Raw genomic sequence first — 24,829 nt, forward strand, 5'->3', positions numbered from 1 at the left:
CTGGGGCGGGGCCTTGATCATGGCCGCAGGCGGCCTCGTCTCGCTGAGTGATCGGCGCCTGCGCGTCGGCGCCCCGCGGAGAAAGGTCAAGGCCAAACCGGCCGCGCCTGCCATGGAGCCGGCGGAATGATGCGTCTCTCCCGTCTCCTCGTCGCCGTGTTCGTGTTCTTCGCACCCGTTTCCGCCTTCGCCGTCAATCCCGACGAGGTGCTGGCCGATCCGGCGCTGGAGGCTCGCGCCCGGGCGCTATCGGCCGAACTGCGCTGCATGGTCTGCCAGAACCAGTCGATCGACGATTCCAATGCCGAGCTCGCCAAGGATCTTCGCTTGTTGGTGCGTGAGCGCATCAGGAACGGCGACAGCGATGAGGCGGTGCTCAACTACATCGTCTCACGCTACGGCGAGTTCGTGCTACTGAAGCCGCGGTTCAGCATGAGGACGGTGTTGCTCTGGGGCGCCCCGGTGCTGCTGATCCTTGCCGGCGGCGTGTCGCTGCTCGTCTTTGCGCGCAAGAGGAGAGGCCGGCCGACTGGAAGCAAACTGACGCCGGAAGAGCAGGCGCGGCTGAGCGAGCTTTTGGATAAGTAACGTCTGACTAGCGATCCTTCGTCGCGATGGCTCGGATTCGCGCAAGCAGAGATCACAAACATTACCAACTTTTCATTGGCCGGACAGTTCGCAGTAAGGTGCCGCGTCCTATATCTTAAGTCATCGACTGATCCGGCGTCGCCGGTCTGAAGGTCTAAGAACAAGAGAAGGTGCTCCAATGCTGAAGAATTTCAACGGACGTCCGTCCCTCGCCACTGTGCTCAAGGCTTCTACCGTCGCCGGTATCGCAGCCGCTGTGCTCGCAACCGGCGTTCCGCTCGAAATCACCCGGTCTTACGCTGAAGCTGTCAAGGTTCAGGCGCCTGCCGTGCCGAGCTTCGCCAATGTCGTCGATGCCGTTTCGCCCGCCGTCGTCTCCGTTCGCGTCGAAAACCGCGTCAATCCCGTCGCCGACAATGACGGCTTCGCCTTCGATTTCAACGGCCGCGGCTTCGACGATCTGCCCGACGATCACCCGCTGAAGCGCTTGTTCCGTCAGTTCGGCCAGGATCCGAACGACCAGCAGGGCGGCCACCAGCGGCGCTTCGGCCAGAACGGTCCGGGCGGCCCGAATGGTCCCGGCGGCAAGGGCCGTCTGCGTCCGGTCGCTCAAGGCTCCGGCTTCTTCATCTCCGAGGACGGCTACATCGTCACCAACAACCACGTCGTTTCCGATGGTCAGGCCTTCGTCGCCGTCATGAATGACGGCACCGAACTCGACGCCAAGCTGATCGGCAAGGATCCGCGCACCGATCTCGCCGTGCTGAAGGTCGACGGCAAGGGCAAGAAGTTCACCTATGTCAACTGGGCCGACGACAACAATGTCCGCGTCGGCGACTGGGTCGTCGCCGTCGGCAACCCCTTCGGCCTCGGCGGCACCGTCACGGCCGGCATCGTCTCGGCCCGCGGCCGCGATATCGGTTCCGGTCCTTATGACGATTACCTGCAGGTGGATGCGGCCGTGAACCGCGGCAACTCCGGCGGCCCGACCTTCAACCTCAACGGCGAAGTCGTCGGCATCAACACGGCGATCTTCTCGCCCTCGGGCGGCAGCGTCGGCATCGCCTTCGCCATTCCGGCCTCGACCGCAAGGGACGTCGTTGCTGATCTGATGAAGGATGGCCAGGTTTCCCGCGGCTGGCTGGGCGTCCAGATCCAGCCGGTGACCAAGGATATCGCCGAGTCAATCGGACTTTCCGAGCCGAGCGGCGCTCTCGTTGTCGCCCCGCAGCCCGGATCGCCGGGTGACAAGGCCGGCATGAAGGCCGGTGACGTCGTCACGGCGCTCAATGGCGAAACGATCAAGGATGCCCGTGATCTCAGCCGCCGCATTGGTGCGATGCAGCCGGGCAGCAAGGCCGAGCTTTCGGTCTGGCGCGCCGGCAAGGCCCAGTCGCTCACGGTCGAACTCGGCACGCTGCCGGCCGATCAGAAGGATGCCAATGCCGATGACAACAACAATCAGCCGCAGCAGCCTGAGGCACCGGCTTCCGAGAAGGCGCTTGCCGATCTCGGTCTGACGGTTGGCCCCTCCGATGACGGCAAGGGCTTGGCGATCACCGGCATCGATCCCGACTCCGATGCCGCCGACAAAGGCATCAAGGAAGGCGAAAAGATCACCTCCGTCAACAATCAGGAGGTCTCCACCGCCGCCGATGTCGTCAAGGTGCTGAACCAGGCCAAGAAGGACGGCCGCACCCGCGCGTTGTTCCAGATCCAGTCCAGTGAAGGAAGCCGTTTCGTCGCGCTTCCGATCAACGGCCAGGGCTGATCCGCAAAGAAAACCGGAGCCGTCCGGACCGAGGTCCGCGCGGCTCGTTTCTTCTGACCTTTCAAGGATGATCGTGATGAGCGCTGCCCCGCAGCAGGATGCTTTGAGCCTTGCCGAAACCCAGCCGGTGGGTAATGTCGGCCGCATGAAGATTCTCATCATCGAAGATGATCTCGAAGCCGCGGCTTACCTCACGAAAGCCTTTCGCGAGGCGGGCATCGTCGCCGATCACGCCAGCGACGGCGAAGCCGGCTTGTTCATGGGGTCGGAGAACACCTACGACGTCATCGTCATCGACCGCATGCTGCCGCGCCGAGACGGACTTTCGGTCATCAGCGAGTTGCGTCGCAAGGGCATTCACACGCCGGTCCTCATCCTCTCGGCGCTCGGCCAGGTCGATGACCGCGTGACCGGCCTTCGTGCCGGCGGCGACGATTACCTGCCGAAGCCCTACGCTTTCAGCGAGTTGCTGGCGCGCGTCGAAGTGCTCGGCCGCCGCAAGGGCACGCCGGAGCAGGACGTCGTCTATCGCGTCGGCGATCTCGAACTCGACCGGCTCTCTCACGAGGTGCGCCGCGGCGGCAAGGAAATCCCGCTGCAGCCGCGTGAGTTCCGCCTGCTCGAATATCTGATGAAGAATGCCGGTCAGGTGGTGACCCGCACCATGCTGCTCGAAAACGTCTGGGACTATCATTTCGACCCGCAGACAAATGTCATCGACGTCCACGTCTCGCGCCTGCGCTCGAAAATTGAGAAGGACTTCAGCCAGCCGCTCCTCAAAACCATTCGGGGCGCGGGGTACATGATCAAGGATGAGGGATGAGCCGCTTCAGGGTTCTCTTCAAGTCCACTGCAGTCCGCCTTTCGGCACTCTACATTCTGCTCTTCGCCATCTGCGCCGCGACGCTCGTCTTCTATGTGACGGCGATGTCGGAACGGCTGCTGACAGGCCAGATCCGCGACGCCGTCCGGCAGGAGGTGGAGCAGGTGCAGCGCGCCTACGATACAGGCGGCATGAACCTTCTGCTGCGCACGATGGAACGGCGTGCCCGTCAGCCCGGGGCCAATCTCTACATCATTGCCGGTCCCTCGGGCGATATTCTCGCCGGCAATGTCGCATCGGTGCAGCCCGGTGTCTTCGAGGAGGTCGGCTGGACCTCGGCTCCCTTCTCCTATCAGCGTTATACGGACGGCGGCGGTGTCGAGCGCCGGCACAAGGCGATCGCCAACATTTTCGTGCTCGACAACGGCTTGAGAATTCTCGTCGGCCGCGATCTCGGCGATCCCGAGCGTTTCCGCCTGCTGGTGCGCCAGGCACTGATGGTGGCTTTGGCGATCATGGGGCTCGGTGCGATCATCATCTGGTTCGGCATCGGCCGCAATGCGCTGAAACGCATCGACCGCATGTCGGATGCGAGCAAGAAGATCATGGCGGGCGATCTGTCGCAGCGCTTGCCGGTCGGCGGATCCGGCGACGAATTCGACCGCCTGTCTATGTCGTTGAACACCATGCTCGAACGCATAGAGAAGCTCAATGAAGGCCTGCGGCAGGTCTCCGACAACATTGCCCATGATCTGAAGACCCCCTTGACGCGGCTGCGCAACAAGGCCGCCGATGCGCTCGATATGACAGATGGCGACACACGGCGTGCGGCGCTGGAAGGCATCATTTCCGAATCGGATCAACTGATCCGCACCTTCAACGCCCTGCTGATGATCTCCCGCGTCGAGGCCGGATCGGTCGCGGCGGAAATGTCGCCGGTCGAGCTTTCGGCCATTGTCTCCGACAGCGCCGAGCTTTACGAACCGGCGGCCGAGGAAGCCGGGCTCGGCCTCAGCGCCAGCGTCGAGCCCGGTGTCGAGGTACAGGGCAATCGCGAGCTGATCGGCCAGGCGATCTTCAACCTGCTCGACAATGCGATCAAATATTCCTCCGATACGGAAGGAGCAGGTGTGGTGTCGCTGAAGCTTGCCCGCCGCCCGGACGGCATCTGCTTGTCGGTGTCTGACCACGGGCCGGGCGTTCCGGCCGACAGACGCGACGACGTGGTGAAGCGCTTCGTTCGCCTCGACGAGAGTCGTTCAAAGCCGGGTACAGGGCTCGGGCTTTCTCTGGTGGAAGCCGTCATGGAGCTGCATAACGGTCGGCTGGAACTCTCCGACACTGATCCCGACAAGCCGGAACAGCGCGGATTGACCGTCAGCATGATCTTCCCGGCCAAGGCTGCCTGAAGTCCCGAATTGCGATAGGCTGAATCGCGTATTGGCGGTTTTCCGCCGGGACCCTAAGTTAACCCGGAACGAAGGCGACGACCGCGATTCCAGGTAATCACCTCTTTTTTTGCAGAGCCAGGGAGAGCGCATGCTGACGAAATCGACGCATGGCCTGAAGGATGTCGCCGAAGGGCTGCTGCGTCCGCTGAGCCAGACGGAGCTGAAGCTGGCGCTGGCCGATCTTCAGGAGGCGAGCAAAAGCGAGCCCACGGTGGCCGCAATGCTGAAGACGGAGGGGCCTTTGCGCGATTTCGTCGCCGCCGTGCTGACGCTGTCACCCTACCTGCGCGAAATCGTCAATCTCGATCCGGCCGTCCTCGCCGGCGCCATCAGCAAACCGCTGGAGCCGCAGATCGAGGCGCTGATCGCCGAGGCGCGAAGCTCATGGCGGCCGGATGGCGAGGGAGCGGCGCCGGTGGAATCCATGGTGATGACCAGGCTGCGCATCGTCAAGCGCAAGGCCGCTTTCCTCGTTGCACTCGCCGATCTCTCGCGCATCTTCGACAGCCGGACGACAACGGCCTGGCTGAGCGCGCTTGCCGAAGCCTCGGTCGCAGCCGCGATCGACCATCTGCTGCTCACGGCGCATGAGGGCGGGAAGCTCAGGCTGCGCGATCCGGCGAAACCAAGTGAGGGCTCTGGCCTGATCGTTCTCGGCATGGGCAAGCTCGGCGCGTCCGAACTCAACTATTCCTCCGATATCGATCTCGTCGTTTTCTTCGACGAACAGGCCGGCATCGTGCCCGACCCGGATGATGCGATCGAGATCTTTCCCAGGATGATGCGCCGGCTGGTGCGCATCCTGCAGGAGCGCACGGCGGACGGCTATGTCTTCCGCACCGATCTGAGACTGCGTCCGGATCCCGGCTCGACGCCGCTGGCGATCCCGGTCGACGCGGCGATGATCTATTATGAGGGCAGGGGCCAGAACTGGGAGCGGGCGGCCTTCATCAAGGCGCGCGCCGTGGCCGGAGACCTTGCGGCCGGCGCGGAATTCCTGCGCGGCCTGTCGCCTTTTGTCTTCCGCAAATATCTCGACTACGCGGCGATATCAGATATCCATTCGATCAAGCGGCAGATCCACGCGCATAAGGGTCACGGCGCGATCGCGGTCAAGGGCCATAATGTCAAGCTCGGCCGCGGCGGCATCCGTGAGATCGAATTCTTCGTCCAGACGCAGCAGCTGATCGCCGGCGGCCGCATGCCGGCGCTGCGCGGCCGGTCGACGGAGGAGACACTCGGTGAACTCACCAAGGCGAAATGGATCGATGCGCAGACGCGCGACGAACTGACGGAGGCCTATTGGTTCCTGCGTGATGTCGAGCATCGCATCCAGATGGTGCGCGACGAGCAGACGCATCTTCTGCCGGAGACCGATGCCGACTTGAAGCGCATCGCCTTCATGATGGGCTTTACCGACACGCCGAGCTTCTCCGAAAGGCTGGTCGGCGTGCTGAAGACGGTCGAGCGTCGCTATGCCCGCCTGTTTGAGCAGGAGACCAGGCTTTCCACCGAAACCGGAAACCTCGTCTTCACCGGCCAGGGCGACGACCCGGATACGCTGGAGACGCTGAAGAAGCTTGGCTTCACCAGGCCATCCGACATTTCCCGCGTCATCCGCACCTGGCATTACGGCCGCTATCGCGCGACGCAATCGGTGGAGGCGCGCGAAAGACTGACGGAGTTGGGGCCCGAACTCCTTCGCGTCTTCGGCGAAAGCAAGCGTGCCGATGAGGCGCTGCTGCGCTTCGACAGCTTCATCTCGGGTCTTCCGGCCGGCATCCAGCTCTTTTCGCTGCTCGGCAGCAATCCGGCGCTCCTGTCGCTGATCGTCAACATTATGTCCTCGGCGCCCCGGCTGGCCGAGGTGATCGCCGCCAAGCCGCATGTCTTCGACGGCATGCTCGATCCAGGCCTGATGGCGGAGCTGCCGACACGCGACTATCTCGGCGAACGCCTGAAGGGCTCTCTTGCCCAGGCCCGCCACTATGAGGAAGTGCTCGACCGGCTGCGCATCTTCGCCGCCGAACAGCGCTTCCTGATCGGCATCCGCCTGCTCACCGGCGCAATCAATGGCGCAATGGCCGCTCGCGCCTTCACCCATCTCGCCGATCTCATCGTCGCGGCCGCACTCGATGCCGTGACGAGCGAGATGCGGGCTGCGCATGGCGATTATCCCGGCGGCCGCATCGCCATCTCAGGCATGGGCAAGCTCGGCAGCTTCGAGCTGACGGCAGGTTCCGACATCGATCTGATCCTGCTCTATGATTATGACGACGCGGCTTCCGAATCCGATGGGCGGAAGCCGCTCGATGCGACGCGTTATTTCACTCGCATTACCCAGCGATTGATCGCCGCCTTGTCGGCGCCGACCGCCGAGGGCGTGCTTTACGAGGTCGACATGCGGCTGCGCCCGTCCGGCAACAAGGGCCCGGTCGCCACCCGCATCAATGCCTTCGGCAAGTACCAGCGCCAGGAGGCCTGGACCTGGGAGCATATGGCGCTCAGCCGCGCCCGCCTGATTTCGGGCGATGAAAGCCTGATTGCCGAGGCGGAACATATTATCCGCGAGGTGCTGACTTCGGATCGCGACATCGCCAAGGTGGCGCATGACGTTGCCGAGATGCGCGAACTGATCGACAAGGAAAAGCCGCCATCCGGTCTCTGGGACTTGAAGCAGATCCCCGGCGGCGTCATCGATCTCGAATTCATTGCCCAGTACCTGGCGTTGATCGCGCCAACGAGGGGCGTCGGGATTGCCGTGAACGGCAAGAGCACCGGCGAGGCTCTTAAGCTGCTCGGCGACCGGCTGATGTCGGCGGCCGATCTCGACACATGCCTGGAAGCCTTTGCGCTCTACACCAGTCTTTCACAGCTGATCCGACTCTGCATCGAGAGCGAGTTCGACCCGAATGACGCGCCTGCCGGCCTCATCGAGCTCGTCTGCCGTGCCGGCGACTGCCCTGACATCAGAACCCTTGAGGGAGAGGTGAAGCGGCTTTCGAAAGCAGTGAGAAAGATATTCGTCAAAACCGTGAAAGCTTAGACATCATCCGGAATACGCAGCGAGATCACTGTGCCCACCGCCTCGCGGGAGCGGATCTTCATGCGGCCACCGTGCAGCGAGGTCAGCGAGCGCGAGATGGCAAGCCCGAGGCCGGAGCCGCCCTTGCTCTTGGCGTATTGGCTCTGCACCTGTTCGAACGGCTGGCCGATCTTTGAGAGCGCTGAACGGGGAATGCCGATGCCGGTGTCGGCGATGGTGACGAAGACGGCGCCGTCGACGCGGCGCGTGCGCACCGCGATGCGGCCGCCATTGTCGGTGAACTTCACCGCATTGGAGAGCAGGTTGAGCAGCACCTGTTTCATCGCCCGGCGGTCGGCCGTCAGCGTCAGGCCCGACGAGATGCGCTGTTCGATGACGATGTTCTTTTCGGCGGCCGGAATGGCGGTGAAACGCAGGCTTTCTTCGATCAGCGGCACGAGGTCGATGCGCTCGCAGTGCAGCTTCAAGTGGCCGGCCTCGATCTTCGACATGTCGAGAATGTCATTGATGACGTTGAGCAGATGTTTGCCGCTGTCATGGATATCGCGGGCATATTCGTCGTATTTCAGCGAGCCGAGCGGCCCGAACATCTGGTTCTGCAGGATCTCGGAGAAGCCGAGGATCGCGTTGAGCGGGGTGCGCAGCTCATGCGACATATTGGCGAGGAATTCCGACTTCGCCTTGTTGGCGGCTTCGGCGCGCTCCTTCTCCGCCTGGTAATTGGCGTTGGCCGTCGATAGCTCGGCCTTCTGAAGCTCCAGCGTCTGACGCGAGGCGGAGAGATCGCCGATTGTCGCCATCAGCCGGCGTTCGGATTCGCGCAGCCGCTCCTGATGACGTTTCATCAGCGTGATATCGGTGCCGACCGAGACCCTGCCACCGTCGCGGGTACGTCGTTCATTGATCTGCAGCCAGCGCTCGTCGGCAAGCTGCACTTCCGTCGTGCGCCCCGAGCCGTCGGCATCGGCGACCCGCCGCTCGATGACGGGGCGGGCGGCGGCTGCGTTGACGATGGAGCGCTCGGTGCCGGGTACCAGCACGTTGTCCGGCAGACCATAGGCCTGCTGGAAATGGGTGTTGCACATGACGAGCCGGTCGTTCTTGTCCCACAGCACGAAGGCTTCGGAGGTGCATTCGATGGCGTCGGCGAGCCGCTGGTCGGCTTCCGCATAGCGCTGGGCGAGCCGATGCTGTTCAGTCACGTCCATGGCGATGCCGATCAAGTGCATGCGGCCGGAATTGCTGCGGATCACCTGGGCGCGGGCGCGCATCCAGACATAGTGGCCGCCGGCGTGGCGCATGCGGAAGATCTGGTCGACCTGGCCGGAATGTCCGTTGGCGATGGCGCGTGCGATCTCGTAGAGCCCGCCGTCATCCGGATGCATGAGCCGCGCGGCCTCGCCGAAGCCCATCGTCTTATCGGATCCCGGCAGGCCGAGCATGTCATACATCGAGCGCGACCAGAAGAATTCGCGGTTCTCGAAATCGAAATCCCAGAGGCCGCAGCGGCCACGCGACAGCGCCGTCTCGACGCGCAGATTCGACTCCAGGAAGATGTCGTCGGCATCGCGGGCGCGTTTCACCTGAGTGTAATAGGCGTAGAGGATAACGAGCAGGATCGAGGATATGCCGGCAAACAGCGTGACGTTGAGCGCCAGCTCCTCGCGCCAGACCTGGCTGATCTCCTCGAGCGAGGTGGCGGCGACGATATAGCCGCCGGCATTGCCCATCAAAGTGATCTCAGCATAGTGCGGCACGCCGCCAATCGTAGTTTCGATGACGCCGGCACGATCGCCGAAACGCCGGATCGCCGATACCTCCGGGAAGAAATCGCCGACATTGCTGCCGACATGCGAGAGCCCGGCGGTCGTTGCGGCGAAAACCTTGCCGCTGGCCTGCACCAGCAGCACGAAAGCACCGCTGTCCAGTCGGTCCTGCGGCAGGTACTTGGTGAGGCGGGTCTGCGCCTGGCCGATATCGCCGCTGTCGAAAATCTGGGCCGCATCGGCAAACACGGCCGAGGCTGTTGACGCCGAGAGTGCTGTGGCATGGCGGGCGGAAGCCTCAAGTCGGGCATACTCGCTCGCCATGCCGAAGAAATGCGAGGCGGCGACGACGGAGAGGAAGGCGATGATCAGCGCCGGAATGGTGCGCTTCAGGATGAGCTCCGCCTTCGGCAGATGACGAAGGAGCGGTTCCGATGTCGCGTGACCCGAAAGGCTGTTTCGCCAGGCTTTCAGCCCGTCAAAATCGACACGCAGCCGTCCTCCGGCCACGGTTGCCCGCCGCACGTCCATCATCTCTTCGCCTTGTCCCTCGTGTGATTCGCGCGCCGCTCGCCCGAACCTGACCTAGAGAATCACGGGTGATTCGCCTTGTCCAGAGGCAAAGGTAAAAAACCGTTAACTATTTAAATTTCTGTATTTTTGCGCTATTCTAATCAGCCGGCCGGCTGGCCGTCAGCATCCTGCGCGGCCGCCGGTTCGGCAAATCACCCCTTAAGCGTGCGCTCCACAATGTCGCGCACGTCAGTGGAAAGGTTGGGCGCCTGTTCGATCCTGCTCAATGCGGCGCGGGCATGATCGGCACGTGTTGGCTCCAGCGAGCGCCAGGAGCGCATCGATGTCAGAATGCGGGCGGCAAGCTGCGGGTTGCGTTCGTCGATTTCAAGAATCTCGCCGGCGAGAAAACGATAGCCTTCGCCGTCGGCACGGCCGAAGCCGGTCGGATTGGCAAAGGCGAAAGTCCCGACCAGTGCCCGCATCCTGTTCGGATTGGTCCGCCTGAAGAGCGAATTCTCCATGAGGGCACGCACCCGTTCCAGGGTCTTGGCGCCTGGAATGCCGGCCTGAATGGAGAACCATTTGTCGATGACGAGCGCGTTTTCTGCGAAGCGGTCGCGGAAGGTGGCCAGCGCCTCACCCGTCTCCGCACTCTCGGGAAAATGATGAACGAGAAGCGTCAGCGCATGGCTGAGATCGGTCATATTGTTGGCCGCGTCGAAGGCGGCCTTGGCGCGAGCCGGCGTCTGCTCGGCATAGGTGAGATAGGTGAGGGCGCTGTTGCGCAGCGCGCGCAGGCCGGCGCTTTTTGCATCCGGGCTGAAATCGTTTGATGTTGTCATTGCGGCGTAGAGGCCGGCAAAGACGTTCTTTCCGGCATCGGCGATCTGTTTCAGGATCGCCTGCCGGCCGGCATGGATGGCATCGGGATCGATGTTGCCGCCGAGTTCGCGGGCAATATCGGATTCGCTCGGCAGTGCCAGCGCCTGGGCGCGGAAGGCGGGCTCGAGGCTCTCGTCGGCGGCAGCCGCAATCAGCGTCTCGACGAAGGTCGCCTCGCAGGCGACGGGCTTGCCCTCACGCGCGTCGCGGGCGGCCTTGAGAAGGTTCGGCAGCGCCAGGTCGGTCAGCGCCTGCCAGCGGGCGAAATGATCCGTCTCATACCGGGCGAGGCGAGCAAGATCGGCCGGGCTTTGATCGAAATGCAGGTTGATTGGCGCCGAGAAGCTGCGGTTGATCGAGACGACCGGGCGCGAGCCGATGCCATGGAATACCGCCGTCTGCGTGCGGCCGGTCAGGTGCAGCACCTCGTCGGCATATTCGGCGCCGCTGACGGAGTTCGGCTCGATCTTGCCGCCGTTTTCGCCGAAGAGCGCGAGGCTAAGCGGAATATGCATCGGTTCCTTGCTCGAATGGCCGGGTGTCGCCGGGACCATCTGTTCGAGCGACAGGGTGAAGGTGCCGGCCGCCGGATCATAGCCGCCCGATGCGGTGACCAGCGGCGTGCCGGCCTGATGGTACCAGAGCGAGAATTGCGTGAGGTCGCGCCCGCTTGCATCCTCGAAGCATTTGACGAAGTCCTCGATCGTCACGGCTTGGCCGTCATGGCGGTTGAAATAGAGGTCCATGCCCTTCTTGAAATCGTCCCTGCCGATGAGCGTCGCGATCATCCGCGTGACTTCGCTGCCTTTCTCGTAGACCGTCCGCGTGTAGAAATTGTTGATCTCGCGATACGTCGTCGGCCGCACCGGATGGGCGAGCGGGCCGCCATCCTCCGGAAACTGCTCGGATTTCAGGTGACGCACATCGGCGATGCGCTTGACCGGGCGCGAGCGCTGGTCGGAGGAAAATTCCTGGTCGCGATAGACCGTCAGGCCTTCCTTGAGGCACAGCTGGAACCAGTCGCGGCAGGTGATGCGGTTGCCGGTCCAGTTGTGGAAATATTCATGCGCGATGACCGCTTCGATATTGGCGTAGTCGGCATCGGTCGCGGTCTCGGGATCGGCAAGGACATATCTGTCGTTGAAGACGTTGAGACCCTTGTTCTCCATTGCCCCCATGTTGAAGTCGGAGACAGCGACGATCATGAAGATGTCGAGATCATATTCGCGCCCGAACCGCTCTTCGTCCCACTTCATCGAGCGCTTCAGCGCATCCATCGCATAAGCTGCGCGGGACTCCTTGCCGTGTTCGACATAGATCTTCAGCACCACTTCGCGGCCGGACATGGTGGTGAAGGTGTCTTCGACGACGCCGAGATCGCCGGCAACGAGGGCGAAGAGATAGCTTGGCTTCGGATGCGGGTCGAACCAGGCGGCGAAATGCTTGCCGGGGCCGTAGCCGGCGCCGCCGAGAAAGTTGCCGTTCGACAGCAGCAACGGGTTGGCGTCCTTGTCGGCGATGATGTTGACCGTGAACGGTGCAAGCACGTCGGGCCGGTCGGGGAAATAGGTGATGCGGCGGAAGCCTTCCGCCTCGCACTGCGTGCAGTAGATGCCGCCGGTGCGATAGAGGCCCATCAGCTGGGTATTGGCTTCAGGATTGATGATCGTGGTGATCGTCAGCTCGAAGGGAGCGCTCTCCGGCAGGTCGCGGACCGTCAGGCTTTCCGGCGTCGCGTCATAACGTGAAGGGTCAAGCTCCACCTGGTCGAACAGCAGCCCCGCCAGTGTCAGCTCGTCGCCGTCGAGCACGATCGGCGCCGCAATGTCGGCGCCCGGACGACGATGAAAGATGAGACGCGCTTCGACCTTCGTCTCCGTCGGATCAAGTTCGAATGTCAGGTCCACGCGTTCCAGCACGAAGTCGGTGGGACGGTAATCTGCCAGGTGAATGACCTGGCCGTTATCTGTTCGCATGGTGTTTCCTGAAGACCGTTATTTGACAACCGCGGATACAGAGGCGGGCGCACTCTGCCTAAATTGCCGGGCATGATTACATTAAAGTCTGAACTAAAGTTAAAGCAAATTGCCCGCGAACGCGAAGTTCGCAGGCAAAATATCTATCGGAAGCGGATGAACGTGGCTGTCGGCCGAAACGCTATACCGGATCGAGCGCCGCAGCGCCGCTCTGCGTCGGCTGCACGATGCGGCCAGTCCAGGCCGCCGCAATTCGCTTGGTGGTATTTCGCCTGACCGGCCGGATTGGATGCGAAAAGCGATAAATTTTCGCCCAACTCGATTTTCTTTAGCTACGATGACAGACGTCACTCGCCGCGTCCCCGAGTCGGACGCGTCTCCCCGTTCCTGTTAAGTCAGCATCAGAGCCAGGATCATGCACTCGGTTTTCAGAAACCCGATGAGAGGCATTGCGCTGAAAGTCTCATCGGTCGTGGTCTTCCTGGCCATGCAGACCTTCATCAAGCTGGCCGGCCCGGATATCCCGCCGGGCCAGGTCACCTTCTGCAGGTCCTTCTTCGCGCTCTTCCCGATCATGGCCTATCTCGCCTATATCGGCCAGCTACGCGCGGCCTTCCACACGGCCAACCCGGTCGGCCACCTGAAGCGGGGCACGATCGGCATCCTGTCGATGGCTTTTGGTTTTTACGGCCTGCTGCATCTGCCGCTGCCGGAGGCGATCGCGCTCGGCTACGCCTTGCCGCTCGTCGCCGTTGTCTTCGCCGCGGTTTTTCTCGGCGAAACCGTGCGCATCTATCGCTGGAGCGCCGTCCTCGTCGGCATTGTTGGCGTCGCCATCGTCTCCTGGCCGAAGCTGACGCTGTTGCGTGACGGCGGCATGCAAGCCGAACAGGCCCTCGGCGCGCTTTGCGTGCTGCTCTCGGCCGTTCTCGGCGGCATGGCGATGATCCAGGTGCGTCGTCTCGTCGAGGAGGAGAAGACCGCGACGATCGTGCTGTATTTTTCGCTTACCGCGTCGGTCTTCTCGCTGGCTTCCCTTCCTTTCGGCTGGCTCGTCCTGCCATGGCCGTCGGCGCTTTATCTGATCGCTGCCGGCTTTTGCGGCGGCGTCGCTCAGATTCTGCTGACGGAAAGCTACCGCCACGCGGATGTCTCCACCATCGCGCCGTTCGAATATACCTCGATCCTGCTCGGCGGTATCGTCGGCTACTTCGTCTTCGGCGACGTGCCAACTGTCACCATGCTGATCGGTACCGTCATCGTCGTTGCCGCCGGTATCTTCATCATCTATCGCGAGCATCAGCTGGGCATCGAACAGCGCGAGGCGCGCAAGGCGACGACGCCGCAAGCCTGAGGCTCACGGCCGGCAAGATTTCAGCGCGTCGATCGACATCGCGCGAGGCTTGCTTCCGGTGAGCGAAAAGAATGGCGAATTCTTGGGATGGCGTCGACCTGCGGAATGTGGTTGTTGAACATGAGAAACTATCATTTATTCAACGCTATGCATGTCTGAATGAGCCGCTTTACGGCTTTTGATATTACTGCTCCGAACGCTGTGTGCGAGCGGAGATGGAGAAAAGCATAATGGCGTTCACGGCGGAGCAATTGGCGGGGAACTGCTCCTTTTTGATGAGCATCCGCTTTCTGGCTGGGCAGACGCGCGGCATGTTCGACGCCGGTCCACGTCTGGCGCGACTGCTCGCCTCCCATCAGCGCTGGCTCCTGACTCAGACCGCCTATGCCCTCCACCTGGAATATGATCAGCGCGACCCGACGTCGGGTTTCACCGCCGTTCGGCTGACCGGCCGCATCACCGCACACAAGGTGGCGAGCCGTAACACCGTGCTCGCCTTCATCGAAGAACTTTATACCTACCGCTTCATCACCCACACGCCTGGTGACGAGCGGCGCCGGCCACGACATTTCGAACCGGCCAATGTCAGCCACCAGGCGATGTTTGGCTGGATCCACGCCAATCTGGCCGCCCTCGACCTGCTCGACAGCGGCGAAAGGGCGGCCTTTTTCCAGGCAAATCCAGCATTGATGAAGCTCGTTCAGCCGCGCATTGCCCGCCATTGCCTGGAAGATGCCGCCTGGCGGGAGCCGCCGGAGCGGGTGGCGCAGTTTCTCTGGACGGAAGCGGGCGGCCTCGTCGTCGACAACTTCATAAGCCGGATGGATGCGGAGAACACCGAGTCCGACAGGTTTCTCGTCGGCCGCGTCGAAACCCGCGCGCTCGCCGCCGATTTCATGATGTCGCGCACGCACCTGCAGCGGCTCTTGGCAAAGGCGGCGCAGCGCGGCTGCGTCGGCTGGCTCGACGAGCCGCGCAAGACGCGCCTTTGGATATCGCGGGATTTCGTCGAAGAATATTGCGCCTGGCAGGCCGTCAAGTTCGCCTATGTCGACGAGGCCTTCGAATGGGCGAAGGCCCAGATCGACGCGCCGACGGAGGGATCACAACACGATCGCTCCTGAGCCCGAGGCGGCATCGGCTGGCTTTAGCGACAGCTCGCGCTCATATTCGCGCGCGGCGCAGACCGCGGCGCGGATATGCTCGAATGTTTCGATGTTGCGCAGAAGCGATAGCAGGATCGTTGACATGGTGGATGATTCTGACATGAAAATGCAGCAAATTCAGAGTGCTACAGCACGAACCGCTCGTCTGGAGAGATGCGGCCTGTAGCGATTGCGCTCAGTATTGCTGGAAGTCCGAGAAAATGGCGTTCGGGCGCGCCGTGCGGCTGTTGATGCCGGTGCCGCGGGCAATCATCTGTTCGTTCGTGGCGAAGCCGAAGCGGCTGTAGCCATGTGTGGAGCGAAGCTGGTCGCCGGCAAGGCGAAGGGTTTCAAACCCGGAATGGATAGGACGATATCTTTTGTTCATGGCCTTGGTTCCTGTGATTCCTCCCAAGACACAGGCTTATATTGCAGTGCAACATAGATTCTGCAAGGCATGCTGACGCGGTGCAGCCATGCGAAAAATGCATGGCGCGCTTCATAAATTATTCAACTTCGGCTAATTTCTGAGCAAGGAGAGGGAAATGAGTTTCGCCTGAAAAGCGAGAAGATCGTTCCAGGCCAGCCGCTTGTTGACTGGCGCGGTTAACAGATCCTGGGGATGCAGGCTGGCGATGGCCGGAATGGCACGATCCGCGATGACGATGTCCTTCCAGCGGCCCCGCAGGCCGTGAATCGTGTCGTTTTCCCCGAAGAAGAATCGCGCCGCGAAATTGCCGAGCAGCAGAATCGCCTGCGGTTCGATGAGCGCGATCTGTCGTTCGATGAAGGGCCGGCAGATGTCGATCTCGGCCGCCGATGCCGCCCGGTTGCCCGGCGGGCGCCAGGGGATGACCTGCGTCAGCAGAACGCTCGAGCGGTTCAGCCCGATCGCCGCCAGCATCTTGTCGAACAACTGGCCGGACTTACCCGAGAAGGGCAGGCCTTCACGGTCGTCTTCGGCGCTCGGCGCCGAGCCGATCACCATGATGCCGCTTTCGGCGTCGCCGCTGGCAAAAATGGTCGAGCGGGCGCTGTGCTTGAGATTGCAACCGTTGAAGGCTTCGATCGCGGTCTTCAACTCGCTGAGCGACCGAGCAGCTTCGGCGACGAAACGCGCCTGCTGCACGGCCTCGCCGTCCGGGATCGCCGGCTGCGGCCCGGAGACCTGCGCTGGATGCGCCGCTGCAGTCGGACGAGGCGATGTCTGGCGATGCCCAGGGAGAGGACGTTCCTCAGCAATGGGCCTTTCCTGCTGCGCCTGCGCCGCCGGACGGCGCGCGGACTTCATCGCCTCGAATTCGGCGAAGCGGTCGACCGCCTCTTCTTCCAGCAGCCATTCCACGCCGGCATCCGCATGGAAATGCAGAAGCGCTGCAAGCTCGGCGGGCGAAAGATCGTTGGCGGAGATCATGCGGCAAATCTAGCGAAGAGATCGTGGCATTGAAAGGGCGGGCGGCACATTGGCCGCGCTCGCCGACTTTATTGCACAGTCCATTGTGCGATGTCGTTGCGTTCGCCGATCAGCGCCAGTCCGTGGGCGATCGACAACAGCTCGCCGCCGCTTTCGATCCGGTCACGCTCAAACCGCTCGGTGAAGATGCGGCGCACCGCCGGCACGAAGGAGGTGCCGCCGGTCAGGAATACCTTGTCGATGTCAGCAGGCTTCGTCTCGGTCTTGACGAGCACCTCGTCGAGTGCGCCTTCGATGCGGGCGAGATCCTCGGCGATCCAGCCTTCGAAGTCGCGGCGCTTGACGCTGCGCTGTCCGCCGCGGCCAAGCGGCGCGAAGTCGAAAGGCGCCTCGTCGGCAGCCGAGAGCGCCATCTTCGTCGCCGACACCGCCTGGTAGAGTGGATAGCCTTCGTCATGGTCGATGAGGTCGATGAAAATTTCGAGCTTTTCCGGCTCCAGGCTGGTGCGCACCAGTTTCTTCAGATCCTCGAATTCGCGCGTGGTCTTGAAGATCGACAGCTGGTTCCAGCGGCCGAAGCTGGAATAGTAGTTGGACGGCACCTCGAGAATCTTGTCGAAGCTCTTGAAGTGGCTGCCCTTTCCGATCAGCGGTGCGACAATGTTGTCGATCATTCGATAATCGAAATGATCGCCGGCGACGCCGACACCGGAATGGCCGATCGGCGTTGCCGTCAGCCTTCCGGCGACGGTTTCGAAGCGGATTAGCGAATAATCGGTCGTGCCGCCGCCGAAATCGGCGACCAGCACCGTCGCATCCTGCTTCAGGTTCTGCGCGAAATAGAAGGCGGCGGCGACCGGTTCGTAGACATAGTGGATTTCGGGAAAGCCGAAACGCGACAGCGCCTCGTTGTAGCGTTCGGTCGCGAGCGCCGGATCGGGGCTGGCGCCGGCGAAATGCACCGGACGGCCGGTGACGATGCGGCTGACATCCGAGGGCCAGCTGTCGCCGGCATAGTTGCGAAGGCGCCGCACGAAGACCTCCATCAGGTCCTCGAAATTGTGCCGCTTGGCGAAGATCAGCGTGCCCTGGAACAGCGCGCTTGCCGCAAAGGTCTTGATCGACTGCAGGAACCGGCATTCGCCGGGATTGTCGATGAATTGCCGGATCGCCGCATGGCCCGCCTCCACCTTCAGCGCCGAGGCGCCGAGCTGGGCGTCCTTCATGAAGGAAAGTGCCGTCCGCATGCTGTCGGCCGTCCCGGCCGCGCTTGTGAACGTCATCGAGCCCGTTGCTCCGCCATCCGCCATGGCGAGAACCGTATTCGTCGTGCCGAAGTCGAAACCCAGCGCCTGAGCCATGCCCGCACCTCTTCATGCCGATTGTTGTTGGAGACGGAGCAGCGCTCCGCAAGGGCGTAAGGACGCCCGGATCAAGGAGGGCGGTTGATGCCACAGGGGCGTGACACATTCAAGTGGATTGAAGATCGAGGCGCTCTGCCATGTCCGCTTCTTCGCCGATCGGCGGCAGGAAGCGGACCAGCAAGGCCCGGCATCGCGAGAACGCCTTACTCGGCGGCCAGCGCCCTTGTCTCCTGCAGCACTGGTTCCTCGACCCTCTTACGACCGCCCACCAACCGGCCGAGGAAGTTTCCGAACCGGTCCATCTCGACGAAGATGACGGGGGTGATGAACAGCGTCAGCAGCTGCGATACGACGAGGCCGCCGACCACGGCGATGCCGAGCGGCTGGCGCAGCTCCGAGCTGGCGCCGGTGCCGAGCGCGATCGGCAGGGCGCCGAGCAGGGCGCAGAACGTCGTCATCATGATCGGCCGGAAGCGTCGTACGCAGGCCTCGTGGATCGCCGCCGTCGCCTTTTCCCCCGTCGTGCGCATGGTCTCAACCGCCACGTCGATCATCATGATCGCGTTTTTCTTGACAATGCCGATCAACATCAACAAGCCGATGAGGGCGATGATCGACAGGTCGAACCCCATGATGTCAAGCGCCAGCAGCGCACCGAACGCCGCCGCGGGCAGGCCGGACAGGATGGTCAGCGGATGGATGAAGCTTTCATAGAGGACGCCGAGCACGACATAGATGGTCAGCACCGCCGCCAGGATCAGATACGGCGTATTGCCTTGCGACTGTGCGAAGATCTCGGCCGTGCCGCCATAGGAGGTGAAGACATCGGCCGGCAGGCCGATCTCCTTCTTGATCTGGTCGATCGCTGCCGTCGCGTCGCTGAGCGAAACCCCTTCCGGCAGGTTGAAGGAAACGGTGGTCGAGACGAGCTGGCCCGTCTGGTTGATCGTGACGGGGCCGGTGGTGCGCTGCACGTGCGCGAAGTTCGAAAGCGGCACCAGACTGCCATTGGACGAGGCGATGCGAATCTCCGACAGCTTCTGGTCGTCCCAGGGTTTGCTGGTGTCGTATTCGACGATGACGTCGTAGCTGTCGCCGGTCGACTGGATCTCCGCCGCTGCATATCCGCTGAAGGACTCCTGCAGCGTCGTGCGCAGCGTATCGTTGTCAATCCCATAGGCCGCCGCCCGCTCGGTATCGATGACGATATTGGCTTGCAGGGCGTTGTTCTGGGCATCCGATGTCACATCGGTAAACAGCCCGCGGTCAACACGCATCGCCGCCTGGATCTTGCCGGCCCAGAGGTTGGTCTGGTCGGCGCTCAGCGCCTGAATGACCAGCTGATATTGGCTGGCGGTCTGGCGGCCGCCGAAGCGCAGGCTCTGGTTCGGCGTCACGAAGGCCTGCAATCCGGGGATCTTGTTGATCGCAGTGCGCAGCTCACGCAATGTCTGATCAAGCGGCGGGCGCTCCTTCTTGTCCTTGAGTTCGACGAACATCGAGCCATTGTTCTGCGGTCTGTTTGGATTGCCGCCGATCGTCGACATCACGTGGTTGACCGCCGGGTTCGCCTTGACGGCGGCTGCCGCCTGCTGCTGCAGCGCCTCCATGGCGGAATAGGAAATGTCCTGCCGGGCCTGCGTGCTGATCGACAGGCGGCCGATATCCTCCTGCGGGAAGAAGCTCGTCGGCAGCGTCATGAAGAAATAGACCGTCAGCGCCACCGAGCCCAGGAACACGCCGAGGATCGTCAGACGATGGCGAAGGCACCAGCCGACTGCCCTGTCGTAGCCGTTGAGCGTCCGCTCGAAGCCGGCATCGAAGAGGCGAATGAGGAGCGGCGGCCGGCTGTGATTGTTGGAAAGACGCGAGCCGAGCATCGGCGTCACCGTCAGCGAGACGATCGCCGACGAGATGATGGCGATGGCGACCACCATGCCGAATTCGTTGAACACGCGGCCGACGACGCCGCCCATCAAGAGAATCGGGATGAAGACGGCGATCAGCGAAACCGACATGGAAATGATGGTGTAGCTGACTTCGCCCGCCCCCTTGATCGCCGCTTCGCGCACCGGCATGCCTTCTTCGACGTGACGCAGGATGTTTTCGAGCATGACGATCGCATCGTCCACCACCAGACCCACCGCGAGCGTCAGCCCCAGCAGCGAGATATTGTCGATGCTGTAGCCGAGCACATACATCATCCCGAAGGTCGAGATCAGCGACAGCGGAACGGCAAGCCCCGGAATGATCGTCGCCGTCGCATGGCCGGTGAAGAGGTAGATGACGAAAACCACGAGGCCGATGGTCAGGAACAGCGTGAACTTCACATCGGCGATGGCGGCGCGAATTGGTTTTGCAGCGTCGTTCATGACCACGGTCGTCATCGAAGACGGAATTTCGGCGTGCAGTTGCGGCAGCTTGGCGTTGATCGCATCGACGACATCGACCGTGTTGGCATCGGGCTGACGCTGAATGGCGAGGATGATGCCGCGCTGGCCATCATACCAGCTGCCGGTATACTGGTTCTCGACCCCATCCTGCACATCGGCGACGTCGCCGAGATGGATCGGCGCACCGTTCGGATTGGCAATGACGAGCGATCGGAATTGTTCGGCATTGGTGCGCTGCGTGTTCGCGGTGATGGTCATGCTCTGCGAATTATTCTGCAGCGTGCCGACAGGCTGCTGGCTGTTGGCGGCAGCAAGCGCCTTGTTGACGGTATCGATGCCGATGCCGCGGGTGAGCAGCTTGTTGGGGTCGACTTCGACGCGCACGGCGTAGGTCTGCGCCCCATAGACGCTCACCTGGGCAACGCCGGGCAGCGTCGAAAGCGATGGCGAGATGATGTCCTCGGCGATCTCATCGAGCTTGCTGCGGGGCATGGTGTTGCTCTGCACGGAAAGCAGCATCACAGGCGCATCGGCGGGGTTGGTCTTGCGATAGCTCGGTGGTGTCGTCAGGTTGTCGGGCAGCTGCCGGGTCGCGTGTGAGATCGCCGCCTGCACGTCGGCAGCGGCCGCATCGATATCGCGGTTGAGATCGAACTGCAGCACGATGCTGGTGCTGCCGAGCGAGCTCGAGGCGCTGATTTCGCTGATCCCGGGAATGGTCTCGAACTGCTTGATCAGCGGCGTGGCAACGGAGGTTGCCATCGTCTGCGGCGAGGCGCCGCTCAGCTGCGCCGACACGTTGATCGTCGGAAAATCGACCTGCGGCAGGGCTGCAACCGGCACGAGCCGGTAGCCGGCAAGACCGGCCAGAATGACGCCGATGGCAAGCAGCGTCGTCGCGACGGGGCGCTGGATACAGAAATTCGGGATCATTGCTGCGCTCCCACCGCGATCGTCTCGGACTGCTGCGGTTGCCGAGTCGCTTCGGCAGACGCGACGTCAAGCGTCTTGTCGTCGAACTGCTCGTTGATCGTCTGCTGGTCGCTGAGCTGACCCTGGCCTTCGACCACGACATGGTCGCCTGCCTGAAGCCCGGATTCGATGGCAGTGAAGCCGCCATTGGCGCGGGCGACGGTGACCGGTGTCAGATGTGATTTGCCGTCTTTGGTGACAAAGGCGAAGAACCCGTCGGGGCCGGGACTGACGGCAACCGTCGGCACCACAACCTGCTGTTCGTCGTTGTTGAAGTGCACGACGATGTTGACCGATTGGCCGGGCCAGAGCGCACCGGAGGCATTCTCGAACTGTGCCTTGGCCAAGATCGTGCCGGAGGCGGTATCGACCGTGTTGTCGTAGAAGCTGATTTCGCCCTTGCGGACTTGCCCCTTGGCGGAGGCGGGAACCGTGCTGACTTCAACCGGACCGACTGCCAGCGCCTTCTTCAGGGCGCGCAAATAGCGCTCCTGCAGGTGGAATTTCACATAGATCGGGTCGTATTTCGCGATGGTGACGATTGCCGAGCCGGCATTGAGGAAGGCGCCCTTGCTGACGGCAATATCGCCGAGCCGGCCGTCGAAGGGCGCCCGGATATCCGTATTCTCGAGGATGATTTGATCCGAGGCGAGGGTGGCCTTGTCAGCCTCGACTGTGGCCGTGGCGGTGTCGCGGGCAGCTCTTGCCTGGTCGAGGCTCTGCTGGGTGCCGGCCTTCTGGTCGAACAGGTCCTGTGCGCGAACCAGGGCCGTCTCCGCTTCCGAAAGCGTTGCCGTATCCCGGACGATCATCGCATTGTCCTTGTCGACCGCCGCCTTCGCCGTCCGGTCGTCGAGCTTGGCGATCAGATCGCCGGCTTTGACGGTGGCTCCATCCTGCGCATTGATGCTGACGATCAGGCCCTGTTCCTGTGCGGCCATGGTCGTATTGTCGTCGGCATCGGCCCAGCCGGACGCGGTGACATCCGTCGGCAGCGTCGTTTTCACCGCAGCGACTGTCTTGACGACGGTCGGACCGCCGCCGCGTCTGCGCCCGCCACCCTGGTGTTGCCCGCCATTCTCGGCCTGGTCGGTCGGCGCCTGATTGGTCTGCGTCTGATCGCCCTGTGCCTGCCTGCCGCCATTGCCGCCGGCCGGCTGCTTGATGAGCTGCGAGAGGTAGGGAATGTGCGCGGCATAGGGGACCAGATTCCCGAATTGCCAAACGCCGACCGCGGCGATTGCGACAAAACTGACGGTGATCCAAAATTTCTTCATGGGCGAGACCGGGGTTTGAGCAAGGGTGCGAATTTATGCTTGATTGAGCAGCTTATATTGCGGCGCAAAAAGGACATAATTCCCGTGTCGCGATCACTAAGTGGTTATAACGGCTTAAATTTTTGTAATGAATGTTCCGTAATATTCAAATTGTACTAATATAGTCCGGGTGCCACTTGGCGCGGCTTCGGCGGCTGCACGCCGACAGTTCCCGACGGGCCGATGCTGCTCGCCTGCACCCAAGGAACAGGGAAACAGAAAAGGCAGGTCGTCATGACAGAGTTGAACGTCAGCGAATTTCGCACCCTCATCACAAGCGTGTTTCCTGAACTGACGGGCTCCGTTTTCAAGCTCGCGGCAAAGGGCTGGGATTCGATGGCGGTCGACGTCGACGACACGCTGATTTTCAAGTTTCCCCGCCATATCGGCGCCGAAAGAGCGCTCGTGAAGGAAGCCGCCTTGCTCGATATCGTTCGACCGTCGCTGTCAATGGCGGTGCCCGACATGCGCATTCACGACGGGCCGCCGATCTTCTCCAGCCATGCCAAGCTCGAGGGGCAACATCTCATTGCCGAAGATTACGATGCGCTCGGGCAGGGCGACCGCCAGCGCCTGGCGGAGGATCTCTCGCGTTTCTACGCCGAACTGCACGCGCTCGATGCCGATCGCGTGCGGGCGGCCGGCGCCGGAGCGATCCAGCCATGGCAATCGCCAGAGGCGGTTCGAACGAAGGCTTTGCCGGTGCTGCCGGCTGATATCAAAGGCTTTGCCGAGACCGTTGTTTCGGATTTCGAAGCCTTGCCGCCGGATCCCTACGGCAACATCTACGGTTTCTTCGACGGTCACGGCTGGAATATGGCCTTCGACTATCGGCAGGGTAGGCTCAACGGCATTTACGATTTCGCCGATTCAGGTTTTGGTCCATTGCACCAGGAGTTCATCTATTCAAACTTCATCTCGCCCGATCTGACCGCGCGCATCGTCTCGGCCTATGAATTCCTGACCGGACGCAGGCTCGACCGACGGCGTATTGCGATCCTGACCGGCTTCCATCGGCTTTCCGAACTCGCCGAACTCGCCGACGATCCGGCCAATGTCGAACAGATGATCCGGACCGCCGCGGCGGCCCGTGCGGCCTGAGCGGCTCTAGACGGACCGTGCCGCGCCGCCGTCGCAGCGGATCAGCGAGCCGGTAATGTAGCTTGCGGGCTGGCTGCACAGGAAGGCGGCCGTTGCGGCAAATTCCTCGACCCTGCCATAGCGGCCGACGGGAATGCGCGCCTCCTTGTCGGCGCGAATTTCCTCGAGGCTTTTGCCCGTCCGCTTTGCCGCGGCGCCGTCAAGATCGTCGAGCCGCCTCGTCAAGATGCTGCCCGGCAGAAGCAGGTTGGTGGTGATGCCGAAGCTCGCCACTTCGGAGGCAAGCGTCTTGCTCCAGCCGGCAAGCGCCGGGCGCAGCGTGTTCGACAGGGCCAGGTTGGGGATCGGTTCGATCACGCCTGATGAGGCGACCGTCAGGATGCGGCCCCAGCCTTGCGCCTTCATATCAGGCAGCAGCGCGTTGGTGAGCGTGATCACCCGCGCGACCATGGAGAGGAAATAGGTTTCGAGCTTTTCGGCCGTCATCTCTTCGGTCGTGCCGGGCGTTGGTCCGCCGGTATTGTTGACGAGGATGTCGAGGCCGCCGAACTTCTCCTTCACCGCCGTCGTTGCCGTCTCGACAAAGCGCTCGTCGCCAAGATCAGCCCAGATCCAGTCGGCCCGGCCATTGCCTTCGCTGTTGATCGCCGCGCAATTGGCCTCCAGCTGTTCGCCACTGCGCCCGCACAACAGCACGTTTGCGCCTTCGCGCGCGAGTGCCGCGGCGATGCCGAGGCCAAGCCCGCGCGAGGAGGCGAGAACGAGCGCCCGTTTTCCCTTGATACCGAGATCCATGATCTTCTCCGATGTCTTCGAGGGATGTATAAGGCGCGGGCGACGAAAAAGGAAAGGGAGGGTTGGGTCTCGCTGGTTTCGCAATTGACGTTAACGTAAGCGTTATTGTAACTCTCGTATCGGCAGAAATGTCTTTGTGCGAATTGAGGATTGGCT

General features: G+C 62.4%; 17 protein-coding genes. 8 read left to right on the forward strand and 9 right to left on the reverse strand.

Annotated features, from left to right (window positions below; all coding sequences use genetic code 11):
- Positions 1 to 126: 126 nt before the first annotated feature.
- From HJC00_RS28735 to HJC00_RS28755, 5 genes are all read left to right on the forward strand, one after another.
- Positions 127 to 588, forward strand: coding sequence for a cytochrome c-type biogenesis protein (locus tag HJC00_RS28735; RefSeq protein ID WP_221165015.1), 462 nt, complete (start codon positions 127 to 129; stop codon positions 586 to 588).
- A gap of 178 nt (positions 589 to 766) precedes the next feature.
- Positions 767 to 2,359 (forward strand): Do family serine endopeptidase, encoded by a 1,593-nt coding sequence (locus HJC00_RS28740; protein ID WP_210628569.1) that lies wholly within the window; start codon positions 767 to 769, stop codon positions 2,357 to 2,359.
- Between the two features lie 67 nt (positions 2,360 to 2,426).
- Entirely contained in the window at positions 2,427 to 3,182 is a 756-nt protein-coding gene (locus HJC00_RS28745) for a response regulator transcription factor (RefSeq protein ID WP_405047691.1), read from the forward strand.
- The gene (locus tag HJC00_RS28750; protein WP_210628568.1) at positions 3,179 to 4,591 is read left to right on the forward strand and encodes a HAMP domain-containing sensor histidine kinase; all 1,413 of its coding nucleotides are present in this window, start codon (positions 3,179 to 3,181) and stop codon (positions 4,589 to 4,591) included. Before HJC00_RS28745 ends, HJC00_RS28750 begins: the two co-directional genes overlap by 4 nt.
- A 130-nt stretch (positions 4,592 to 4,721) precedes the next feature.
- Positions 4,722 to 7,679 (forward strand): bifunctional [glutamine synthetase] adenylyltransferase/[glutamine synthetase]-adenylyl-L-tyrosine phosphorylase, encoded by a 2,958-nt coding sequence (locus HJC00_RS28755; RefSeq protein WP_221124542.1) that lies wholly within the window; start codon positions 4,722 to 4,724, stop codon positions 7,677 to 7,679.
- On the opposite strand, the gene HJC00_RS28760 is transcribed toward HJC00_RS28755, so the two are convergent.
- Complete coding sequence (locus HJC00_RS28760; RefSeq protein ID WP_210628566.1) at positions 7,676 to 9,979, reverse strand: PAS domain-containing sensor histidine kinase; 2,304 nt, start codon at positions 9,977 to 9,979, stop codon at positions 7,676 to 7,678. The genes HJC00_RS28755 and HJC00_RS28760 overlap by 4 nt on opposite strands.
- Before the next feature lie 191 nt (positions 9,980 to 10,170).
- On the reverse strand, positions 10,171 to 12,819 hold the full coding sequence (gene pepN, locus HJC00_RS28765) for an aminopeptidase N (RefSeq protein ID WP_221165016.1): 2,649 nt from the start codon (positions 12,817 to 12,819) through the stop codon (positions 10,171 to 10,173).
- A 415-nt stretch (positions 12,820 to 13,234) separates the two neighbouring features.
- Between pepN and HJC00_RS28770 the strand changes: the two genes are divergently transcribed.
- Both HJC00_RS28770 and HJC00_RS28775 read left to right on the forward strand, forming a co-directional pair.
- Complete coding sequence (locus HJC00_RS28770) at positions 13,235 to 14,173, forward strand: DMT family transporter (RefSeq protein WP_210628564.1); 939 nt, start codon at positions 13,235 to 13,237, stop codon at positions 14,171 to 14,173.
- A gap of 230 nt (positions 14,174 to 14,403) precedes the next feature.
- On the forward strand, positions 14,404 to 15,297 hold the full coding sequence (locus tag HJC00_RS28775) for a hypothetical protein (RefSeq protein ID WP_221165017.1): 894 nt from the start codon (positions 14,404 to 14,406) through the stop codon (positions 15,295 to 15,297).
- Here HJC00_RS28775 and HJC00_RS28780 read toward each other — a convergent pair.
- From HJC00_RS28780 to HJC00_RS28805, 6 genes are all read right to left on the reverse strand, one after another.
- Complete coding sequence (locus HJC00_RS28780) at positions 15,277 to 15,423, reverse strand: hypothetical protein (protein WP_210628562.1); 147 nt, start codon at positions 15,421 to 15,423, stop codon at positions 15,277 to 15,279. The genes HJC00_RS28775 and HJC00_RS28780 overlap by 21 nt on opposite strands.
- Before the next feature lie 91 nt (positions 15,424 to 15,514).
- Positions 15,515 to 15,706, reverse strand: coding sequence for a hypothetical protein (locus tag HJC00_RS28785; protein ID WP_168294200.1), 192 nt, complete (start codon positions 15,704 to 15,706; stop codon positions 15,515 to 15,517).
- 132 nt (positions 15,707 to 15,838) lie between these two features.
- Positions 15,839 to 16,732 (reverse strand): uracil-DNA glycosylase family protein, encoded by an 894-nt coding sequence (locus HJC00_RS28790; protein ID WP_210628561.1) that lies wholly within the window; start codon positions 16,730 to 16,732, stop codon positions 15,839 to 15,841.
- 68 nt (positions 16,733 to 16,800) lie between these two features.
- Positions 16,801 to 18,093, reverse strand: a complete 1,293-nt coding sequence (locus HJC00_RS28795; RefSeq protein ID WP_221165018.1) for an Hsp70 family protein — start codon at positions 18,091 to 18,093, stop codon at positions 16,801 to 16,803.
- Between the two features lie 206 nt (positions 18,094 to 18,299).
- Entirely contained in the window at positions 18,300 to 21,422 is a 3,123-nt protein-coding gene (locus HJC00_RS28800) for an efflux RND transporter permease subunit (protein ID WP_221156489.1), read from the reverse strand.
- Positions 21,419 to 22,738 (reverse strand): efflux RND transporter periplasmic adaptor subunit, encoded by a 1,320-nt coding sequence (locus HJC00_RS28805; protein ID WP_210628558.1) that lies wholly within the window; start codon positions 22,736 to 22,738, stop codon positions 21,419 to 21,421. The genes HJC00_RS28800 and HJC00_RS28805 overlap by 4 nt, the downstream gene beginning before the upstream one ends.
- 273 nt (positions 22,739 to 23,011) lie before the next feature.
- Here HJC00_RS28805 and HJC00_RS28810 point away from each other — a divergent pair, with 273 nt between their 5' ends.
- Positions 23,012 to 23,878, forward strand: coding sequence for a phosphotransferase family protein (locus HJC00_RS28810; protein WP_221165019.1), 867 nt, complete (start codon positions 23,012 to 23,014; stop codon positions 23,876 to 23,878).
- Positions 23,879 to 23,884: 6 nt separating this feature from the next.
- Here the strand turns inward: HJC00_RS28810 and HJC00_RS28815 are convergent, their stop codons facing one another.
- Positions 23,885 to 24,673 (reverse strand): SDR family oxidoreductase, encoded by a 789-nt coding sequence (locus HJC00_RS28815; protein ID WP_221165020.1) that lies wholly within the window; start codon positions 24,671 to 24,673, stop codon positions 23,885 to 23,887.
- Positions 24,674 to 24,829: the final 156 nt, after the last annotated feature.

This window comes from Rhizobium sp. NLR22b (assembly GCF_019685295.1).
Lineage (GTDB): Bacteria > Pseudomonadota > Alphaproteobacteria > Rhizobiales > Rhizobiaceae > Rhizobium.